Raw genomic sequence first — 16,424 nt, 5'->3', positions numbered from 1 at the left:
CCCCGGAACTTCTCCCTCCCCATATGAAGTCCGGGGCTTTTTTTGCCTCAAAACTGCCTGTGGCGCAGCCATGCTGCGTTAAAAGCGCAACAAAAAATGCTCATTTAGGTCCCCTAAACTCCGCTTTTTTGTTGCACTTTTGCCTTGCCTGGCAGCACCACAGACAGTTTTGATATTCCCTTATTCTGCCTCGGTCGCCGCTTCGGCGCCCTTGTCAGCCAGTTCCATCCAGCCTGCCAACACAGTGTAGGCCTCTTCCAGGCCCATGCGTTTTGGCGCCGAGAACAGCTGGATCGTCACCAGATCACCCCAGCCCTTGCGGATTTCCGACTGCACTTTCAGCAGCGTGTTCTTGGCGGCGCCATAGGTCAGCTTGTCGGCCTTGGTCAGCAGAATGTGCATCGGCATGCCGGCGGCAACGGCCCAGTCGAGCATCAGCAGATCGAAATCGGTCATTGGATGACGGATGTCCATCATCAGAATCAAACCCTTCAAACTCTCGCGGCCACCGAGGTAAGCCTCGAGGTGACGCTGCCAGTGTTGCTTGAGCGGGATTGGTACTTTTGCATAACCGTAGCCCGGCAGGTCGACCAGACGCCGTTCATCGTCTAGCTTGAAGAAGTTCAACAGCTGTGTGCGACCCGGGGTTTTCGAGGTGCGCGCCAGGCTGGCGTGAGTCAGGGTGTTCAGTGCGCTGGATTTACCGGCGTTGGAACGACCGGCGAACGCCACTTCGAAGCCTTCGTCGTCAGGGCATTGATCGACTTTGGCGGCACTGAGCATGAACGTGGACTGTTGGCACAGGCCGAGGATGGGATTCTTGAGTTGCATGGGATTTCCGATGTGGGCGGCGCCGGGATTGGGCGCGGAACGCGGTGTCGCTTCCGTTTCAGTGACGCCAGTATATAATGCCGCAGATTTTGTGTGTGCTTTGTCCCAGCGAAGGATGAAGTTCACGAGAGCCAAAGACCTTGATTGCGCATCAGAACGCAGAACGCTCTCAACCCTGAAAAGGTCGTTTTATGACGAAATGGCTGCTGGCTGCCGGAGTCCTGATACCGCTTTGCGGCGCACAGGCTACACAGGAACCGGAAGCCGTGTACAACCGTGTTTGTGGTGCCTGTCATTCCGGCCAACTACCCATGGCGCCCGAAAGAGGCGATCAGGCAGCTTGGACGCCGAGGTTGGCGAAAGGTATGGAGACGCTGGTGCAACACGTGACCCAGGGTTTCAAGGCGATGCCGCCGCGTGGTTTGTGCATGGACTGCAGTGCCGAGGATTACCAGGCCATCATCCTTTGGATGAGCGAGAGTAAACCCGGTCCATAACTCTTAACCCTTAGCCGTAGTTGGATTAGCTGATGAACAAATTGATCGTGAGTCTGCTGTTGACCGTGGGAATTTCAGGCTTCGCCCATGCTGCCGGTGACGCCGCCGCCGGCCAGGCGAAAGCTGCCGTATGCGGAGCCTGCCATGGCCCGGATGGCAACAGCATGGCGCCAAACTTCCCGAAACTGGCAGGTCAAGGTGAACGCTACCTTGACAAGCAGTTGCACGACATCAAATCGGGCAAGCGCGTCGTTCTGGAAATGACCGGCCTGCTGACCAACTTGAGCGATCAGGATCTGGCTGACATCGCCGCCTACTTCGCCAGCCAGAAAGGTAGCGTCGGCGCCGCCGATCCAAAAATCGTCGCGCGTGGTGAAGCCCTGTTCCGTGGCGGCAACCTGGACAAAGGCCTGCCAGCCTGTACCGGCTGCCACTCGCCGAACGGTGCCGGCAACGCCGCCGCAGGCTTCCCGCACCTGGGTGGCCAACACGCTCAATACATCGCCAAACAACTGACCGAGTTCCGCAAGGAAGAAGGCGGTCGCGCAAACGACGGCGACTCCATGCCAATGCGCACCATCGCACGCAAACTGAGCGACGAAGACATCGCCGCGGTCGCCAGCTACATCCAGGGCCTGCACTAACCGCCCTGAATCGAGCGTTAACGCTGATGGACATCTCCTGCAACGTTAACGCTCGATTAATCCGTCGCAGCAAGTATAAAAAGGGTGGCTTTGGCTGCCCTTTTTTGTGGCCGCTGCCGTTACACTACAGAACTCATGCCCGCCAGGATCTGTCTGAAAACAGGTCGCGCGAGGCGACCAAAATTGTCCAGGAGTAAAGCATGCGTAATCTGATCATCAGCGCCGCTCTCGTCGCTGCCAGCCTGTTCGGCTTCACCGCCCAGGCTGCCGAAGCACCCGCCGCCCCTTACGTCGAGCTGGCCAACCCGGTGCCGGTGGCAGAGCCTGGCAAGATCGAAGTGGTGGAGCTGTTCTGGTACGGCTGCCCGCACTGCTACTCCTTCGAGCCAGTGATCAATCCCTGGGTTGAAAAACTGCCATCCGACGTCAACTTCGTGCGTATTCCGGCCATGTTCGGCGGCGCGTGGGATGCTCACGGCCAGATGTTCCTGACCCTGGAAGCGATGGGCGTCGAGCATAAGGTTCACGCTGCGGTATTCAATGCCATCCAGAAAGAACGCAAACCTCTGACCAAGCCCGAAGACATGGCTGACTTCCTTGCCACTCAGGGCGTGGACAAGGACAAGTTCCTGGCCACCTTCAACTCGTTCGCCATCAAGGGTCAGATCGTAAAAGCCAAAGATTTGGCCAAGAAGTATGAAATCTCCGGCGTTCCAACCATGATCGTCAACGGCAAATACCGCTTTGACGTCGGCTCTGCCGGTGGCGAGAAAGAAGCGCTGCAACTGGCTGATCAACTGATCGCCAAAGAGCGAGCGGCCAACAAGGCAGCTGCCAACTAAGCGCGGTAATCGCCATGCGCCGCTGGGGCACCGAACGCATCGTTGGCCTGCATGATCCGCAGGTCAACGAGCATCACCTGGAGTCCACGGGCCTGCCCGCAGACCATCGTCTGCGCTTGCTCAGCTTCAACATCCAGGTCGGCATCAGCACCGAGCGCTATCGGCACTACCTGACCCGCAGCTGGCAGCATCTGCTGCCGCACACCGGGCGCTCAGGCAATCTGCAAAAAATCGGCGACCTGCTTGGCGACTTCGATCTGGTCGCCCTGCAGGAAGCCGATGGCGGTAGCCTGCGCTCAGGCTACGTCAATCAAGTCGAACACCTGGCCCACCTCGGCGCCTTCCCCTACTGGTATCAACAACTCAATCGCAACCTCGGCCGACTGGCCCAGCACAGCAATGGCGTGCTCAGTCGCCTGAAGCCGTGGGCGATCGAAGATCATCCGCTACCCGGCCCGAAAGGTCGCGGCGCGATCCTGCTGCGCTTCGGCGAAGGTCCGGAGGCGCTGGTGGTGGTGATGATGCACCTGGCCCTCGGCGCCCGGGTGCGCAGCTTGCAACTGGCCTACATTCGCGATCTGATCGGTGGCTACAAGCACCAGATATTGATGGGCGACATGAACACCCATGCCAGTGATCTGCTACAACACTCACCGTTACGCGATCTCGGCCTGCTGGCCCCGCAGATGGAAGCGACGTTCCCCAGCTGGCGGCCGCAGCGTTGCCTGGATCATATTTTGCTCAGCCCGACCCTGACCCTGGAAAAGGTCGAAGTGCTGGCTCAACCCATTTCCGATCACCTGCCGGTCGCGGTAGAGATCCGTCTGCCGGGTTCGCTCACGGCCGATGCATTGCCCGCGATGAGTCCTGCCCCTCGCGGAACCCCTGAATGAGCGACGACGCCCAGCGCTGGAAAGAGAAGTACCTTAAAAGCATCGAACAACAGGACAAGCTCGAACGTCGCTGGGCAGCCCGGCTCGACTTGCTGCGTCGCGGTCTGGTGCGCAGCACGCTGGCCGCTGAAGGCACCGACAAAGTCGTTGATCAGTGCATGAAAGAGATGCGCGACGTGGTGCGCACCGACGACATGGACGCTGGCCTCGCTGCCCTGCTGCCGCGCCTGGAAAAAGCCGTGCTCGACTCCGAGCAGCGTCGCGAGACCCGAATCGATCAGGTCAGCACCGCGCTGACCGCACTGGTCACCCAACTGCAAGCCTTGCCGCTGCCTCGGGAAGTCGCCCAGCCCCTGAAGAAATTCGCCAAGCAACTCGACAGCCGGGTCGGTCAGGCGCGGGAAATGCCGCTGCTGCTGAGCGAACTCAGCGGTTTGCAGGGCAAGGCGTTAAGCCAGCTGGAAACACCGGCCGAGCCGGACCGTCCGGGCTTTCTGCAGCGTTTGTTTGGTAGCCGCGACAGTGAAGAGGCAACAACCGCGCCGCCGGCCCCGGATCAGCCTCAAGCGCCCGCGCCACCCAGCGCGGGACCTGCGCCAGAGCCCGTGCCCGTGCCCGTGCCCGCGCCAGTGCCGACAAAAGCAATCGAACCGGTGCCGGCAGCGCCGCTCACCGCAGAGACCATAGCGCAACCACCGGAGGCTGAGCTTCAGCAAACGCCAGCCGTGCAACCCCAGGCCGAATCGCCCGTGGTTTCATTTGTACCACCCGTGGTTGCGGTCGAGCCGATCAGCGAACCCGCTGCCGCGCCCGCACTGCCGGCAACCGAACCGGAAGTCGCGCGGCCGGCCACCCCGATCACATCACCAGCGCTGGTTGCCGCGATCAACCCCGACGAGTTGATCCACCCTGGTGACAGCCCGACACCGTTGCTGCTCGACAGCCTGCCCCTGCCCGAACCGATCGCCCAGGCCCTGGCCGCTATCGATCCGGAGCAACCCGAGCAAGACATACTGTACGCCCTGCCCGACTCGCCGGAGCCGTCCTACAGCTCGGTGGCCAAACACATTGAAGACACGCTGATCGGGCTGCTCGACGACCTGACCTTGCCCGAGCGTCATCGCCCGCAGGCCGAGGCGATGCGCGACCGTTTGAAAAATGGCCTGAACTGGTACGAACTGCTGCCGATTCTCGACGATCTTGCGACCTTGATGCTGGCCATCACCGACAGCGGCCAGCACGAGTTCGAAGCCTATCTGCAACAACTCAACGAACGCCTCGAAGCGTTCCAGAGCAATTTGCAGGCGGCCAGCGAGGGCCACGCCGACAACAGCTCGGCGGCGCGGGCGATGGACACGCAGATCCGCGAGCAAGTCGACGGCTTGCAGACCAGCATGCAGGAGGCGGCTGATCTGGATGACCTCAAGCAGGTGCTGGAGAACCATCTCGAAGGCCTGCTCGGCACCATGGATCAGCACCAGAAACAACGCGATGCCCGCGAGCAGGAAGTGGCGGCACGTCTCAAGGGTCTGGCCGAGCGCGTGGCGCACATGGAGCAGGAAGCCCTGGGCTTCCGCGAACACCTCGAAGAACAACGGCAGAAAGCCCTGATTGATCCGTTGACCGGCCTGCCCAACCGCGCCGCCTGGAGCGAACGGCTGGAACACGAGATCAAGCAGTGGCAGCAACACGGCAATACCTTGAGTCTGGCGATGCTCGACCTCGATCATTTCAAGCGCATCAACGACAACTACGGCCATCTGGCCGGCGACAAGGTACTGAAGATCATCGCCACCGTACTGCGCAAACGCCTGCGCGGTGCAGATTTCATTGCCCGCTTTGGTGGCGAAGAATTCGTTCTGCTGCTGCCGGCGACCACGCCGGCCGTGGGCGCCAAACTGCTGGAAAGCCTGCGCGCGGCGATCGAAGCCTGCCCGTTTCACTTCAAGGGTGAACGGGTGACGATCACCATTTCCATGGGCCTGGCGTCGTTCAGGACGGGAGAACACAGCGATCTGGTGCTCAAAAGAGCCGATCAGGCGCTGTACCGCGCGAAAAACGGCGGGCGCAATCGGGTCGAACTGGGCTGAGCAATTGTTCCATTTTGTTTAAATCAGCTCGTCGGCCGTCGAGACGCAAGGCAGTACGTTACACTGTTGCATTACTGTCTTGCGTGTACTGTCTTCTGCCATGAAATTTTTTGCCCTCCTCGCGTCGCTGCTCATTCTGGCCGGTTGTGCCAGCGCCCCGCGTTACGACACCAGCCATCCTTCGGCCAATCACGACAGCCGCGTGCAGTTCGTGATCGTGCATTACACCTCTGCATCGCTCGCACGTTCGCTGCAGCTGTTGACCCACGGCGAAGTCAGCAGTCACTACCTGATCGGCGACGACAAAAGCGCCACCATCTACAAACTGATGGATGAAAACCAGCGTGCATGGCATGCCGGGGAAAGTCAGTGGCAGGGCCGCACCTGGCTCAACTCCAGCTCGATCGGCATCGAAATCGTCAATCCGGGCTTCAAGGACACGCCGACCGGGCGCCGCTGGTTCCCGTACAGCGAAGCGCAGATCCAGTCACTGATCGTTCTGCTCAAGGACATCAGCCAACGCCAGGGCATCAGCCCGCGCCATATCATCGGTCACAGCGACATCGCCCCCCTGCGCAAACTCGACCCCGGCCCACTGTTCCCGTGGAAACGTCTGGCTGCCGAAGGCCTGGGCGTATGGCCCAATGAACAAGCGGTGGCCCGCCAGCAGGCGCAGTTCAGCGCCGAACTGCCGAGCATCAGCTGGTTTCAGGAACAGCTGGCGCGCGTCGGTTACGACACTCCGCAAACCGGCGAGCTGGATGTCGCGACCCGTCATGTACTCGCCGCCTTCCAGATGCACTTCCGCCCTTCACGTTTCGACGGTATGCCGGACGCACAAACAGCCGCGTTGTTGCTGGTACTCAACCAGACAAAATAATGACGCCCGCCCGACGGTCAGGGCGAAACCGTAATCAGCAGCTATAACTCATTGGTAATTCTTCGGATATTCCATGATGGTTGCTACCCGAGCGACGCTGCGTAGCTGGTTCTATCGCCCGTGGTTTTTGGCGATGATCGCGGCTGTCCTCAGCGCTGCGCTGCTGATCACTGGTGGAATGTTCTTCGCCATTCACCAGATCGAACAAAACGAGAGCCAGGAGATGAACGCTCAGGGCGAGCGTTTTCTGGCTCGTCTGGAGCAACTGTTCGGGCAATTGCGCGAAAGTCTCGACGACCTCGAGGCGCAGCCGTTACGCAGTTGCGATGACGAAATGATCGCCACCCTGCAACAGGTCACCTTCAACTATCGCTTCGTCTATGAAGCGGCCTACATGGACGGCAAGCGAATCTGCTCCAACCGGCCCCGGCAAGAAGGGTTGTCGGTCGTCCGTGCGCCGGACATCAAAGGCCCGACTTACAGCTACTGGCTCAACACAACCACCGAACCCGATGAAAACCGCGCAGCCCTGATGCTCGGGCGCGGCAATTTCCGCGTGGCCACATCCCGTGGGCATTTGACTGACATGGTCGACTTGCCACCGGACAGCAGCCTGCTGGTGGTGCTCGATCACGGCAAGCGAGCTATTCCGGTACTCGGCAAAGCCCAGGCATGGCCACCGACCGAGGCCTGGCCGCCAAAAAGCCGCGAGGCGCTGCAAGTCACCCAGTCACGGCTGATCTACCGCATGCCAACTAAAAATCCGGAATACCAGTTGGTGCTGATCACGCCACGAACCGGCATGCACATTCCCACCGTCTGGTGGTGGATGGTGCCGGTCTGCCTGCTGCTTGGAGCGTTGTCGGGGTTCCTGGTGTTTCTGCTGGTGCGCCAGCGACAGTCGCTGGACGCCGAGCTTCAGGGCGCGATTCGTCGCGGCGAACTGCAAGTGCTGTATCAGCCGATCTTCGACCTCGACAACCGCAACTGCGTGGGCGCCGAAGCCCTGCTACGCTGGCGCCGGCCGGACGGTACGTTGACCAGTCCCGACCTGTTCATCCCCATGGCGGAAAACACCGGGCAGATTCGCCAGATGACCGATTTCGTCCTGCAACGGCTGCTTGAACAACTGGGACCGGTGCTGCGCGCCAACCCGCAGCTGTACATCTCGGTCAATCTGGCTGCGTGCGACGTGATGGTGCCGCGCATCGGCCAGGTCATGGCCAAGCTGTTGACCCTGCACCGGGTCGCGGCGCGGCAGATTGCCTTTGAGGTCACCGAACGCGGGCTGATCGACGTGGTAGTCGCGCGGGAGAACCTGCAAGCCTTGCGTGATGTCGGCCACCAGGTGCTGATCGATGATTTCGGCACTGGCTATTGCAGCCTCGCCTATCTGCAGACGCTGCCGGTGGATTGCCTGAAAATCGACAAGGCCTTCATCGATGCCCTCGGCCATGACGCCGCCAGCAGTGGCGTTGCTCCGCACATCATTCACATGGCGCAGGCACTGGATCTGAAGGTGATCGCCGAGGGCATCGAGCACGAAGCACAAGCGGTGTTTCTCAGCAGTGAGGGGGTCAAGTTCGGTCAGGGCTGGCTGTTCGCCCAGGCACTGAGCGCGGTGCAGTTCATCGAACTGATCACCCGTGGACGGCGCCTCGCCGGGCGCCGGCTGGACGACGAAGCCTAGACCGCCAGCGCCATGTAGAACTGCGTGCCCTGCCCCGGCCGCGAATACACGCCCATCCGCCCGCCATGCAACTGCACAATTTCCTTGCACAGTGCCAAGCCAAGGCCGGCGCCGCCCTTCTTGCGCCCGACCTGCACGAACGGTTCGAAAATCCGTCCCTGCTGACCGTAGGCAATGCCTTCGCCGTTGTCTTCGACGCTGATGATCACCCGCTCGCCATGCCGACGCGCTTGCAGGCGGATCTGCCCGTCGCGGGCGGTATGACGCAGGGCGTTGTCGATCAGGTTGTCGAGCACCCGTTCAAGTTGCGCCTGATCGGCCTGCAGACGCGGCAACGGCCCCTGCACTTCGACGTTCAAGGCAATGCCCTTGGCCGCCGCCGAATCGGCGAAACGCGATTGCGCCTGCTCCAGCAAATCTTCGATGGAACACGGCGCCAGGGTGAGTTTCTGCAAACCGTTCTGATAGCGCGAGAAGTTGAGCAAGTCGTTGATCAACTGCATCAGGCGCTGCATCTCTTCGTTGACCGTGTCGAGCAGGTCCGCCTCGCGTGACTCCGGGGGAAACTTCGCCCGCTCGCGAAACAGGCCGAACGCCATGTGCATGCCGGTGACCGGCGTGCGCAGCTCATGGGAGGCGCGCAGCACGAACTCACTGCGTACCCGTTCGAAGGCGCGCTGCTCGGTGACGTCGTGCAGCACCATCACCGCGCCAAGAATATGCCCCTGGGTGTGGCTGACCGGAGTCAGGCTATAGGTCAACAAGCGTGATTCGCCATCGACCTCGATGCTCAAATCCTCCGGAGCGCGCTCAAGGGTGCCGCCGCGCAGCACCAGTTGCAGCTGCGCGTCGAGCTCCGGGCGCTCAAGCGCAGTGCCCAGGCCCTGCCCCAAGCGGTCACTGTCCCAGCCCAACTGGCGCTGGGCCACCGGATTGAGGTGCTCCAGATGCCCTTCGCGGTCGATCATCAGCAAGCCGTCGTCGATGCTGTCGAGCACCGCCTGCAAGCGCTGCTGACCGGCCAGCAGCTCGTCGATATTGGTCGCCTGATGCTCGCGCAGCGCCTCGGCCATGAGGCCGAAGCGCTTGGTCAGCTGATTCATTTCCATCGCCGAGGAAATCGGCAGCGTGACTTCGAAATTGCCCTGGCCGATGTTGTCCGCCGCTTGCGCCAGCGCCTCGATCGGCGCGCCGAAGCGCCGGGCAATCGCATGGGCAGTGACAAACCCGATGATCAACACCGCCAGCCCTACCAGTCCGAGCAAGCCTGAGACCAGCAGCGCCCGCTCCCGGGCGTCATGCTGTACCGCGTTGATGTTGTCCAGCGCATGCTTGTGTTCGGCGATCAGACCGTTGCGCAAGGTGTTGAAGCGCTCTCTGAGTTCGCTGTTGCCACTGAGCACGTTGCCGGGGTCACGCGACTGCTCGAACGCCTGGAGAAAACTCAGGTAATCGGCTTTGGCTTGAGTAAACCCGTACTGTCGGCCATCGCCGTCTGCCTCCTGCGAAATGCCTTCATCGAGTAATTGCAGGTAATGCTGCTTTGACGCCTCGAAGGCCGCGGGATCGGGCTTTTCAGCCAGCATCAGTACCAGTTGGTCGCCGAGGGTCTGGCGCAATTTGAGCCCCAGATCCAGGGTCACGAAGTTGCTGCGGATCGTCGCTTCTTGAGTACCGGCCATCTGCATCACGCTGACCAGCCCGAGCAACAGCCCGAGCAAGGCAACCGTAATCAGCGCAGAAATACTCAGGAACAAGCGAGTGCGCAACTTCATCGCCAGCTTCATCGTCGGGCGCTCACAGGTTGTACTGCTTGCGTTTGCGATACAGGGTCGACGCATCGATGCCCAGGGTTTTCGCCGCCTGATCGAGGGTGCCTGCCGTCGCCAGCACCGCGCCGATGTGGGCTTTTTCCAGCTCATCGAGACTCAGCGCCGCGCCGACCCGTGGTGCGTTGTTCGCCGGTTGCTCGGCCATGCCCAGGTGGCTGATTTCCACGCGTTCCTGCGGGCAGATGATGCTCGCCCGCTCCACCACGTTACGCAGCTCCCGGATGTTGCCCGGCCAGCGATAACCCAGCAGCGCCTCCCGCGCCTCGTCACTGAAGCCCCGGGCCGGACGCGCGTACTCTTTGACGAAGCGCGCGAGGAAACGGTCAGCCAGGGTCAGAATGTCTTCGGCACGCTCGCGCAGTGGCGGCAGATGCAGGGTGATCACGTTGAGGCGATAGAGCAGGTCTTCACGGAAGCGCCCGTCGCGCACCATGTCCTCGAGGTTGAGGTTGGTCGCCGCGAGAATCCGCACATCGGCGCGGCGGGTCACCGGATCCCCTACCCGCTCGTATTCCTTGTCCTGAATAAAACGCAGCAATTTGGGTTGCAATGTCAGCGGAAAATCGCCGATCTCGTCGAGAAACAGCGTACCGCCGTCAGCCTGATTGACTCGACCAAGCGTGCTTTCGCTGGCGCCGGTAAACGCACCGCGACTGTGACCGAACAGCTCGCTTTCCATCAGCTCGGCAGTCAACGACGGGCAGTTGATGGTCACGCAGGATTTCTTTTCGCGCTTGCTCCAGCCGTGAATGGCCCGGGCCAGTTCGCCCTTACCCGTGCCGGATTCGCCGAGGATAAGGATGTTGGCGTCGGTACCGGCGACCTGACGTGCTGTTTCCAGCACGACTTTCATCGCCGGGCTGTGGGAGTCGAGGCCGTCCTTGGGTTTGCGGATCTCGCCTTCGAGCGCTTCCAGGCGCGCCGAGAGCTGGCGCACCTCCAGCTGCTTGGCGGTGGCCAGACGCAACTGGTCGGGGCTGCACGGTTTGACCAGATAGTCGGCGGCGCCCGCCTGGATCGCGTCCACGGCGGTATCGACTGCCGAGTGCGCGGTGACGATCACCACCCGCATCCACGGCGCCTGAACGCGCATCTGCGCCAGTACATCGAGACCGTTGTCTTCACCCAGACGCAAATCAAGGAAGCACAGGTCGAACACCTGACGTTGCAACAATGCCTCAGCCTGGGCCGCGCTGTTGGCGGTGGCCACCGTATAACCTTCGTCTTCGAGGCAGTAACGAAAGGTTCGCAGGATGGCGGACTCGTCGTCCACCAGCAGAATGCGGCCTTGATGCTCAGTGGCAGATTCCATTTTTCCTACGCTCCATAGTGATTGATCTTGGGTTAGTCCCGGAAAAATCGGGCAAGTTGCATGGTTGATTCTGAACGATGCGAGCCATAGGAGGGTAGCTCTCTCCTGCCTTAACGGCCAATCCATTGATTTTGTTGAGTTTTTAAACAATCACCGATTTGCAGGGGGTTCCCTGCGTACTTTTCTGACATCCGGGACGTGCTCTCAATTCAATAAGAATGAAATCTCCTACGAAATAATCGTGCATTCCGCACGACCGTAGACGACCCATCGTGCAGGATGCGTCCGTCGCTGAATTTTCATCACTTATAACTCATTGATTTTATTGAATATTTTTCAAATAAAAAACTGGCATGCAGCCTGCAATAACTCATTCAGCCCGGGCAGATTCCACTGCCCCCACCGAATAAGAGTGAGGAACCCAGGATGACTCGCCAACGTGCCGCCCAAGTGCGTATCTCGCCACTGCATATTCAGCAAGGCCTGTTTGGCGTACTTGCGCTGTTGATCACACTGATCGCTTGCCAGCAATACCTGAGCTGGGAAAACAGCCAGAAGCCTGAGCCACTGATCTCGATTCAACACAGCACGCAGACGCACTTCAGCGCCGTCAGCAGCAGTCAGGCCGAAAGCGCCTCGATGCGCATGATGGATGTCGATCAGCCACAGCCGCTGGATCAACTGCCACGTGAAGAGCGCTGGGTTTTCTGACGAACCGAAGAATTCGGGCGCATCGCGCCGGAACACGCAATATCCCTAAATAGAGAAGTAAGGAGAATCACCATGTTGAGCTGGGCAATTACATTCTTGATCATTGCCATCATCGCCGCCGTACTGGGCTTCGGTGGTATCGCGGGCACCGCCACGGGTATCGCCAAGATTCTCTTTGTCGTGTTCCTGGTGATGTTCATCGCTTCCTTCTTCTTTGGCCGTCGCGGCCGAGGTTAACGATGATTGCTTTAAAGACACTGGCAGCCGCCCTGCTTCTGGGCGGTAGTGCCATGGCGATGGCGGCCAATGATGGCCAGGCGCGGGTCAACGAGCTGCTCAGCTCCGACCCGCAATACCGCGAAACCTGGCAAGGCGTTGTGAAGCACGAAGAACGCCTGCCGGAATGGGTGATGAACCTGTCCGGCACGCCAGACCAGCAGATGAATGCCGTGACTGAAGATGGCGACAAGTATCTGGTCGGGCCGCTCTGCGAATCCGCAGACAAGTGCCTCAACCACCGCTTGATCGTAGCTTTCAGCTTCGACAAGAAAGATGCGTACGCCATGCTCGTCGATGTGCCCGAAGGATTGCCGGCCGACAAGTCGCCCACGCGACATGCCACCTACCGCTTCCTTGGCAAACCGAATCAGGGCATGCAGAACCTGTTGATGGAAACGCTGAAGAAAGATCCGAACTGGTACTGATTCGAACATGAGGGCAGCGCCCCGCTGCCCTTTATTGCGCCTGCCCGAGGAAGGCCGGCGCATGACCAGGGGGCCGGGACGTTCTGACTGTTACAGGGTCGGAGTGACCTACGGGTACAGGGAGTGCCTGCGTGAGGGCCGGGTCAGGGTAAAAGCTGCGACGCAGGTTCGCCGACCCACAGCGGTTCGACGGACTTGCGCTGAGCTTTGTCCGATGCAAAACATTGATCTAGAGCGTCCTGCTCGTCTTTTAATGCCTCACACTGCGCGCGAAAACATTTCGCGGTGTTTCCTGGCGACCGTATATCGAGAAAGAGTCCCTTTAAACAGTGGGAGATCTAGTCTGCAAATGTAGGCTTTTTCCTAAATTTTCCGACGAATTCACTCGTTCAAAAAATAACCAACCTCGGCTGTAATGGCCGGTTCACGGCACTTATGCCGGCTGAAATGTCGTAATCGAACCGGTTGGGACGCCAGTTTCATTTAAAAAAGCTCATGCCGATTCGGCATAGGGTAGGCGTTTACGGCATTAGACGGCGCAACCTTGCATCGGAATAGTTGCGCCTTTTTTCGCCTGCCGAAGAGCCGTAAACACGCGCTTCGGGGCACCTTATACGGAGGCAGATGCACAGACTTTTCCGCTGAAAGAGCGTTCCAGTTCCTGCATGTGCCTGAGTCAAACGCAAGTAAGGGTAAAGATAATGAAGAAGGCAAAACTCAGCCTCGCCTGGCAGATCCTCATCGGTCTGGTATTAGGGATTGCAATCGGAGCGTTGCTCAACCACTTCAGTGCCGAGAAAGCCTGGTGGATCAGCAACGTCCTGCAACCGGCAGGCGATATCTTTATCCGTCTGATCAAGATGATCGTGATCCCGATCGTCATCTCTTCCCTGATCGTCGGCATTGCTGGCGTGGGCGACGCCAAGAAGCTCGGGCGTATCGGCCTGAAGACCATCATCTACTTCGAAGTCGTCACCACCATCGCGATCATCGTCGGTCTGGTGCTGGCCAACGTGTTCCACCCGGGCGCCGGCATCGACATGAGCACCCTGGGCACAGTGGATATCTCCAAGTACCAGGCGACCGCCGCCGAAGTGCAGCATGAACACGCGTTCATCGAGACCATCCTCAACCTGATCCCGTCGAACATCTTCGCGGCCATGGCCCGCGGCGAGATGCTGCCGATCATCTTCTTCTCCGTGCTGTTCGGTCTCGGTCTGTCGAGTCTGCAGTCGGACCTGCGCGAGCCGCTGGTGAAGATGTTCCAGGGCGTCTCGGAAAGCATGTTCAAAGTCACCCACATGATCATGAACTACGCCCCGATCGGCGTGTTCGCCCTGATCGCAGTGACCGTGGCCAACTTCGGCTTCGCCTCGCTGCTGCCGCTGGCCAAACTGGTGATCCTGGTTTACGTCGCCATCGCTTTCTTCGCCTTCGTGGTGCTGGGCCTGATCGCCAAGCTGTTCGGCTTCTCGGTGATCAAGCTGATGCGCATCTTCAAGGATGAGCTGGTCCTGGCTTACTCCACTGCCTCCTCGGAAACCGTGCTGCCACGCGTCATCGAGAAGATGGAAGCCTACGGCGCACCGAAAGCCATCTGCTCCTTCGTGGTACCGACCGGCTACTCGTTCAACCTCGACGGTTCGACCCTGTACCAGTCGATCGCCGCAATCTTCATTGCCCAGCTGTACGGCATCGACCTGTCGATCAGCCAGCAACTGCTGCTGGTGCTGACCCTGATGGTCACCTCCAAAGGCATCGCCGGCGTACCGGGCGTGTCCTTCGTGGTGCTGCTGGCGACTCTGGGCAGCGTGGGTATCCCACTGGAAGGCCTGGCGTTCATCGCCGGTGTCGACCGCATCATGGACATGGCGCGTACCGCACTGAACGTGATTGGCAACGCCCTGGCAGTCCTGGTTATCGCGCGCTGGGAAGGCATGTACGACGACGCCAAGGGTGAGCGCTACTGGAACTCCCTGCCGCACTGGCGCAGCAAGGAAAAACTGCCGGCTGGCGAGATCTCCAAGCCGTAATGCAAACCCCTGTGGGAGCGAGCTTGCTCGCGAAGAGGCCGGCACATCCAACAATTATGTTGATTGACACACCGCCTTCGCGAGCAAGCTCGCTCCCACAGTGACTGATGCAAGCCTTACCGACAAACCCCGGAGCAATCCGGGGTTTGTCGTTTCTGGCGACCCCGCTATCATTCGCCGCATCTTCCGGGGGATTTGACTGATGCTTAATGGCCTGTGGCTTGGCTTCTTCGTCGTGGCAGCAATATCTGCGCTGGTGCAGTGGCTGGTCGGTGGCAACGCCGGGATTTTCGCGGCGATGGTGGAAAGCATTTTCGCCATGGCCAAACTCTCGGTCGAGGTCATGGTGCTGCTGTTCGGCACGCTGACCCTGTGGCTGGGCTTTCTGCGCATCGCCGAGAAGGCCGGGATCGTCGAATGGCTGGCCAAGGTGCTCGGCCCGCTGTTTCTGCGGCTGATGCCGGAAGTCCCGGCCGGTCATCCGGCACTCGGCCTGATCACCTTGAACTTCGCCGCCAACGGTCTGGGGCTGGACAACGCCGCCACGCCGATCGGCCTCAAGGCGATGAAAGCGCTGCAAGAGCTCAACCCCAGCACGACCATCGCCAGCAACGCGCAGATCCTGTTCCTGGTGCTCAACGCCTCGTCGCTGACCCTGCTGCCGGTGACGATCTTCATGTACCGCGCCCAGCAAGGCGCGCCGGACCCGACCCTGGTGTTTCTGCCGATCCTGCTGGCGACCAGTTGCTCGACCATCGTCGGCTTCCTCTCGGTGGCGTTCATGCAGCGCCTGCGTATCTGGGATCCGGTGGTGCTGGCCTATCTGATTCCCGGCGCACTGATCCTCGGCGGCTTCATGGCGCTGCTGGCGACGATGTCGGCCACGGCGCTGGCCGGACTGTCGTCGATCCTTGGCAACCTGACGCTGTTCGGCCTGATCATGCTGTTCCTGGTGATCGGCGCGTTACGCAAGGTCAAGGTTTACGAGGCGTTCGTCGAGGGCGCGAAGGAGGGCTTCGACGTCGCCAAGAACCTGCTGCCGTATCTGGTGGCGATGCTCTGCGCGATTGGCGTGCTGCGCGCTTCCGGGGCGCTGGACTTCGGCCTCGACGGCATTCGGCATCTGGTGCAGTGGGCCGGTTGGGACACGCGTTTTGTCGATGCGTTACCGACCGCGATGGTCAAACCATTTTCCGGCAGCGCCGCACGGGCGATGCTGATCGAGACCATGAAAACCTCCGGCGTCGACAGCTTCCCGGCACTGGTCGCGGCGACAATTCAGGGCAGCACCGAGACAACCTTCTATGTGCTGGCAGTGTATTTCGGTGCGGTGGGGATTCAGCGGGCGCGGCATGCGGTGGGCTGTGCGTTGCTGGCGGAACTGGCTGGCGTGCTCGGCGCGATTGGCGTCTGCTACTGGTTCTTCGGTTAACCCCAAGAGCTTCGGGCAACCAATTTCTCTGTG

The 16,424-nt window shown here is 60.3% G+C and carries 15 protein-coding genes; 12 read left to right on the top strand and 3 right to left on the bottom strand.

What is annotated here, in order from left to right; all coding sequences use genetic code 11:
- Positions 1-180: 180 nt before the first annotated feature.
- Positions 181-831: a ribosome biogenesis GTP-binding protein YihA/YsxC gene (yihA, locus tag AC27VU_RS03000; RefSeq protein WP_003220309.1), complete on the bottom strand. Its 651-nt coding sequence runs from the start codon at positions 829-831 to the stop codon at positions 181-183.
- 191 nt (positions 832-1,022) lie between these two features.
- On the opposite strand from yihA, the gene AC27VU_RS02995 reads away from it, so the two are divergent.
- From AC27VU_RS02995 to AC27VU_RS02965, 7 genes are all read left to right on the top strand, one after another.
- Positions 1,023-1,328: a c-type cytochrome gene (locus AC27VU_RS02995; protein WP_041073683.1), complete on the top strand. Its 306-nt coding sequence runs from the start codon at positions 1,023-1,025 to the stop codon at positions 1,326-1,328.
- Between the two features lie 32 nt (positions 1,329-1,360).
- Complete coding sequence (locus tag AC27VU_RS02990) at positions 1,361-1,972, top strand: c-type cytochrome (protein ID WP_262142558.1); 612 nt, start codon at positions 1,361-1,363, stop codon at positions 1,970-1,972.
- Positions 1,973-2,172: 200 nt separating this feature from the next.
- Positions 2,173-2,814 (top strand): thiol:disulfide interchange protein DsbA/DsbL, encoded by a 642-nt coding sequence (locus tag AC27VU_RS02985; RefSeq protein ID WP_262142557.1) that lies wholly within the window; start codon positions 2,173-2,175, stop codon positions 2,812-2,814.
- A 14-nt stretch (positions 2,815-2,828) separates the two neighbouring features.
- Complete coding sequence (locus tag AC27VU_RS02980) at positions 2,829-3,707, top strand: endonuclease/exonuclease/phosphatase family protein (RefSeq protein ID WP_103483967.1); 879 nt, start codon at positions 2,829-2,831, stop codon at positions 3,705-3,707.
- On the top strand, positions 3,704-5,797 hold the full coding sequence (locus tag AC27VU_RS02975) for a GGDEF domain-containing protein (protein WP_488723365.1): 2,094 nt from the start codon (positions 3,704-3,706) through the stop codon (positions 5,795-5,797). Before AC27VU_RS02980 ends, AC27VU_RS02975 begins: the two co-directional genes overlap by 4 nt.
- 100 nt (positions 5,798-5,897) lie before the next feature.
- Positions 5,898-6,677 (top strand): N-acetylmuramoyl-L-alanine amidase, encoded by a 780-nt coding sequence (locus AC27VU_RS02970; protein ID WP_201136146.1) that lies wholly within the window; start codon positions 5,898-5,900, stop codon positions 6,675-6,677.
- Between the two features lie 76 nt (positions 6,678-6,753).
- A complete protein-coding gene (locus AC27VU_RS02965) occupies positions 6,754-8,367 on the top strand; it encodes an EAL domain-containing protein (protein WP_400498932.1) in 1,614 nt (537 codons plus the stop codon).
- On the opposite strand, the gene AC27VU_RS02960 is transcribed toward AC27VU_RS02965, so the two are convergent.
- The gene (locus AC27VU_RS02960) at positions 8,364-10,154 is read right to left on the bottom strand and encodes a KinB sensor domain-containing domain (protein ID WP_103519950.1); all 1,791 of its coding nucleotides are present in this window, start codon (positions 10,152-10,154) and stop codon (positions 8,364-8,366) included. The genes AC27VU_RS02965 and AC27VU_RS02960 overlap by 4 nt on opposite strands.
- A gap of 10 nt (positions 10,155-10,164) precedes the next feature.
- The gene (gene algB, locus AC27VU_RS02955; protein ID WP_003220286.1) at positions 10,165-11,511 is read right to left on the bottom strand and encodes a sigma-54-dependent response regulator transcription factor AlgB; all 1,347 of its coding nucleotides are present in this window, start codon (positions 11,509-11,511) and stop codon (positions 10,165-10,167) included.
- A 426-nt stretch (positions 11,512-11,937) separates the two neighbouring features.
- On the opposite strand from algB, the gene AC27VU_RS02950 reads away from it, so the two are divergent.
- From AC27VU_RS02950 to AC27VU_RS02930, 5 genes are all read left to right on the top strand, one after another.
- Positions 11,938-12,222, top strand: a complete 285-nt coding sequence (locus tag AC27VU_RS02950; RefSeq protein WP_047297449.1) for a hypothetical protein — start codon at positions 11,938-11,940, stop codon at positions 12,220-12,222.
- Positions 12,223-12,294: 72 nt separating this feature from the next.
- On the top strand, positions 12,295-12,459 hold the full coding sequence (locus AC27VU_RS02945) for a DUF1328 domain-containing protein (protein WP_003177151.1): 165 nt from the start codon (positions 12,295-12,297) through the stop codon (positions 12,457-12,459).
- 2 nt (positions 12,460-12,461) lie between these two features.
- Positions 12,462-12,926 (top strand): inhibitor of vertebrate lysozyme family protein, encoded by a 465-nt coding sequence (locus AC27VU_RS02940; protein ID WP_047597023.1) that lies wholly within the window; start codon positions 12,462-12,464, stop codon positions 12,924-12,926.
- 701 nt (positions 12,927-13,627) lie between these two features.
- Complete coding sequence (gltP, locus tag AC27VU_RS02935; protein ID WP_003220280.1) at positions 13,628-14,959, top strand: glutamate/aspartate:proton symporter GltP; 1,332 nt, start codon at positions 13,628-13,630, stop codon at positions 14,957-14,959.
- A 202-nt stretch (positions 14,960-15,161) separates the two neighbouring features.
- Positions 15,162-16,391, top strand: a complete 1,230-nt coding sequence (locus AC27VU_RS02930) for a nucleoside recognition domain-containing protein (RefSeq protein ID WP_103483973.1) — start codon at positions 15,162-15,164, stop codon at positions 16,389-16,391.
- Positions 16,392-16,424: the final 33 nt, after the last annotated feature.

The sequence above is a fragment of the Pseudomonas sp. 14P5.3.2 genome, from assembly GCF_057799175.1.
The sequence above is the reverse complement of the archived record's forward strand: the minus strand, read 5'-3'. Positions and strand labels throughout refer to the sequence as shown.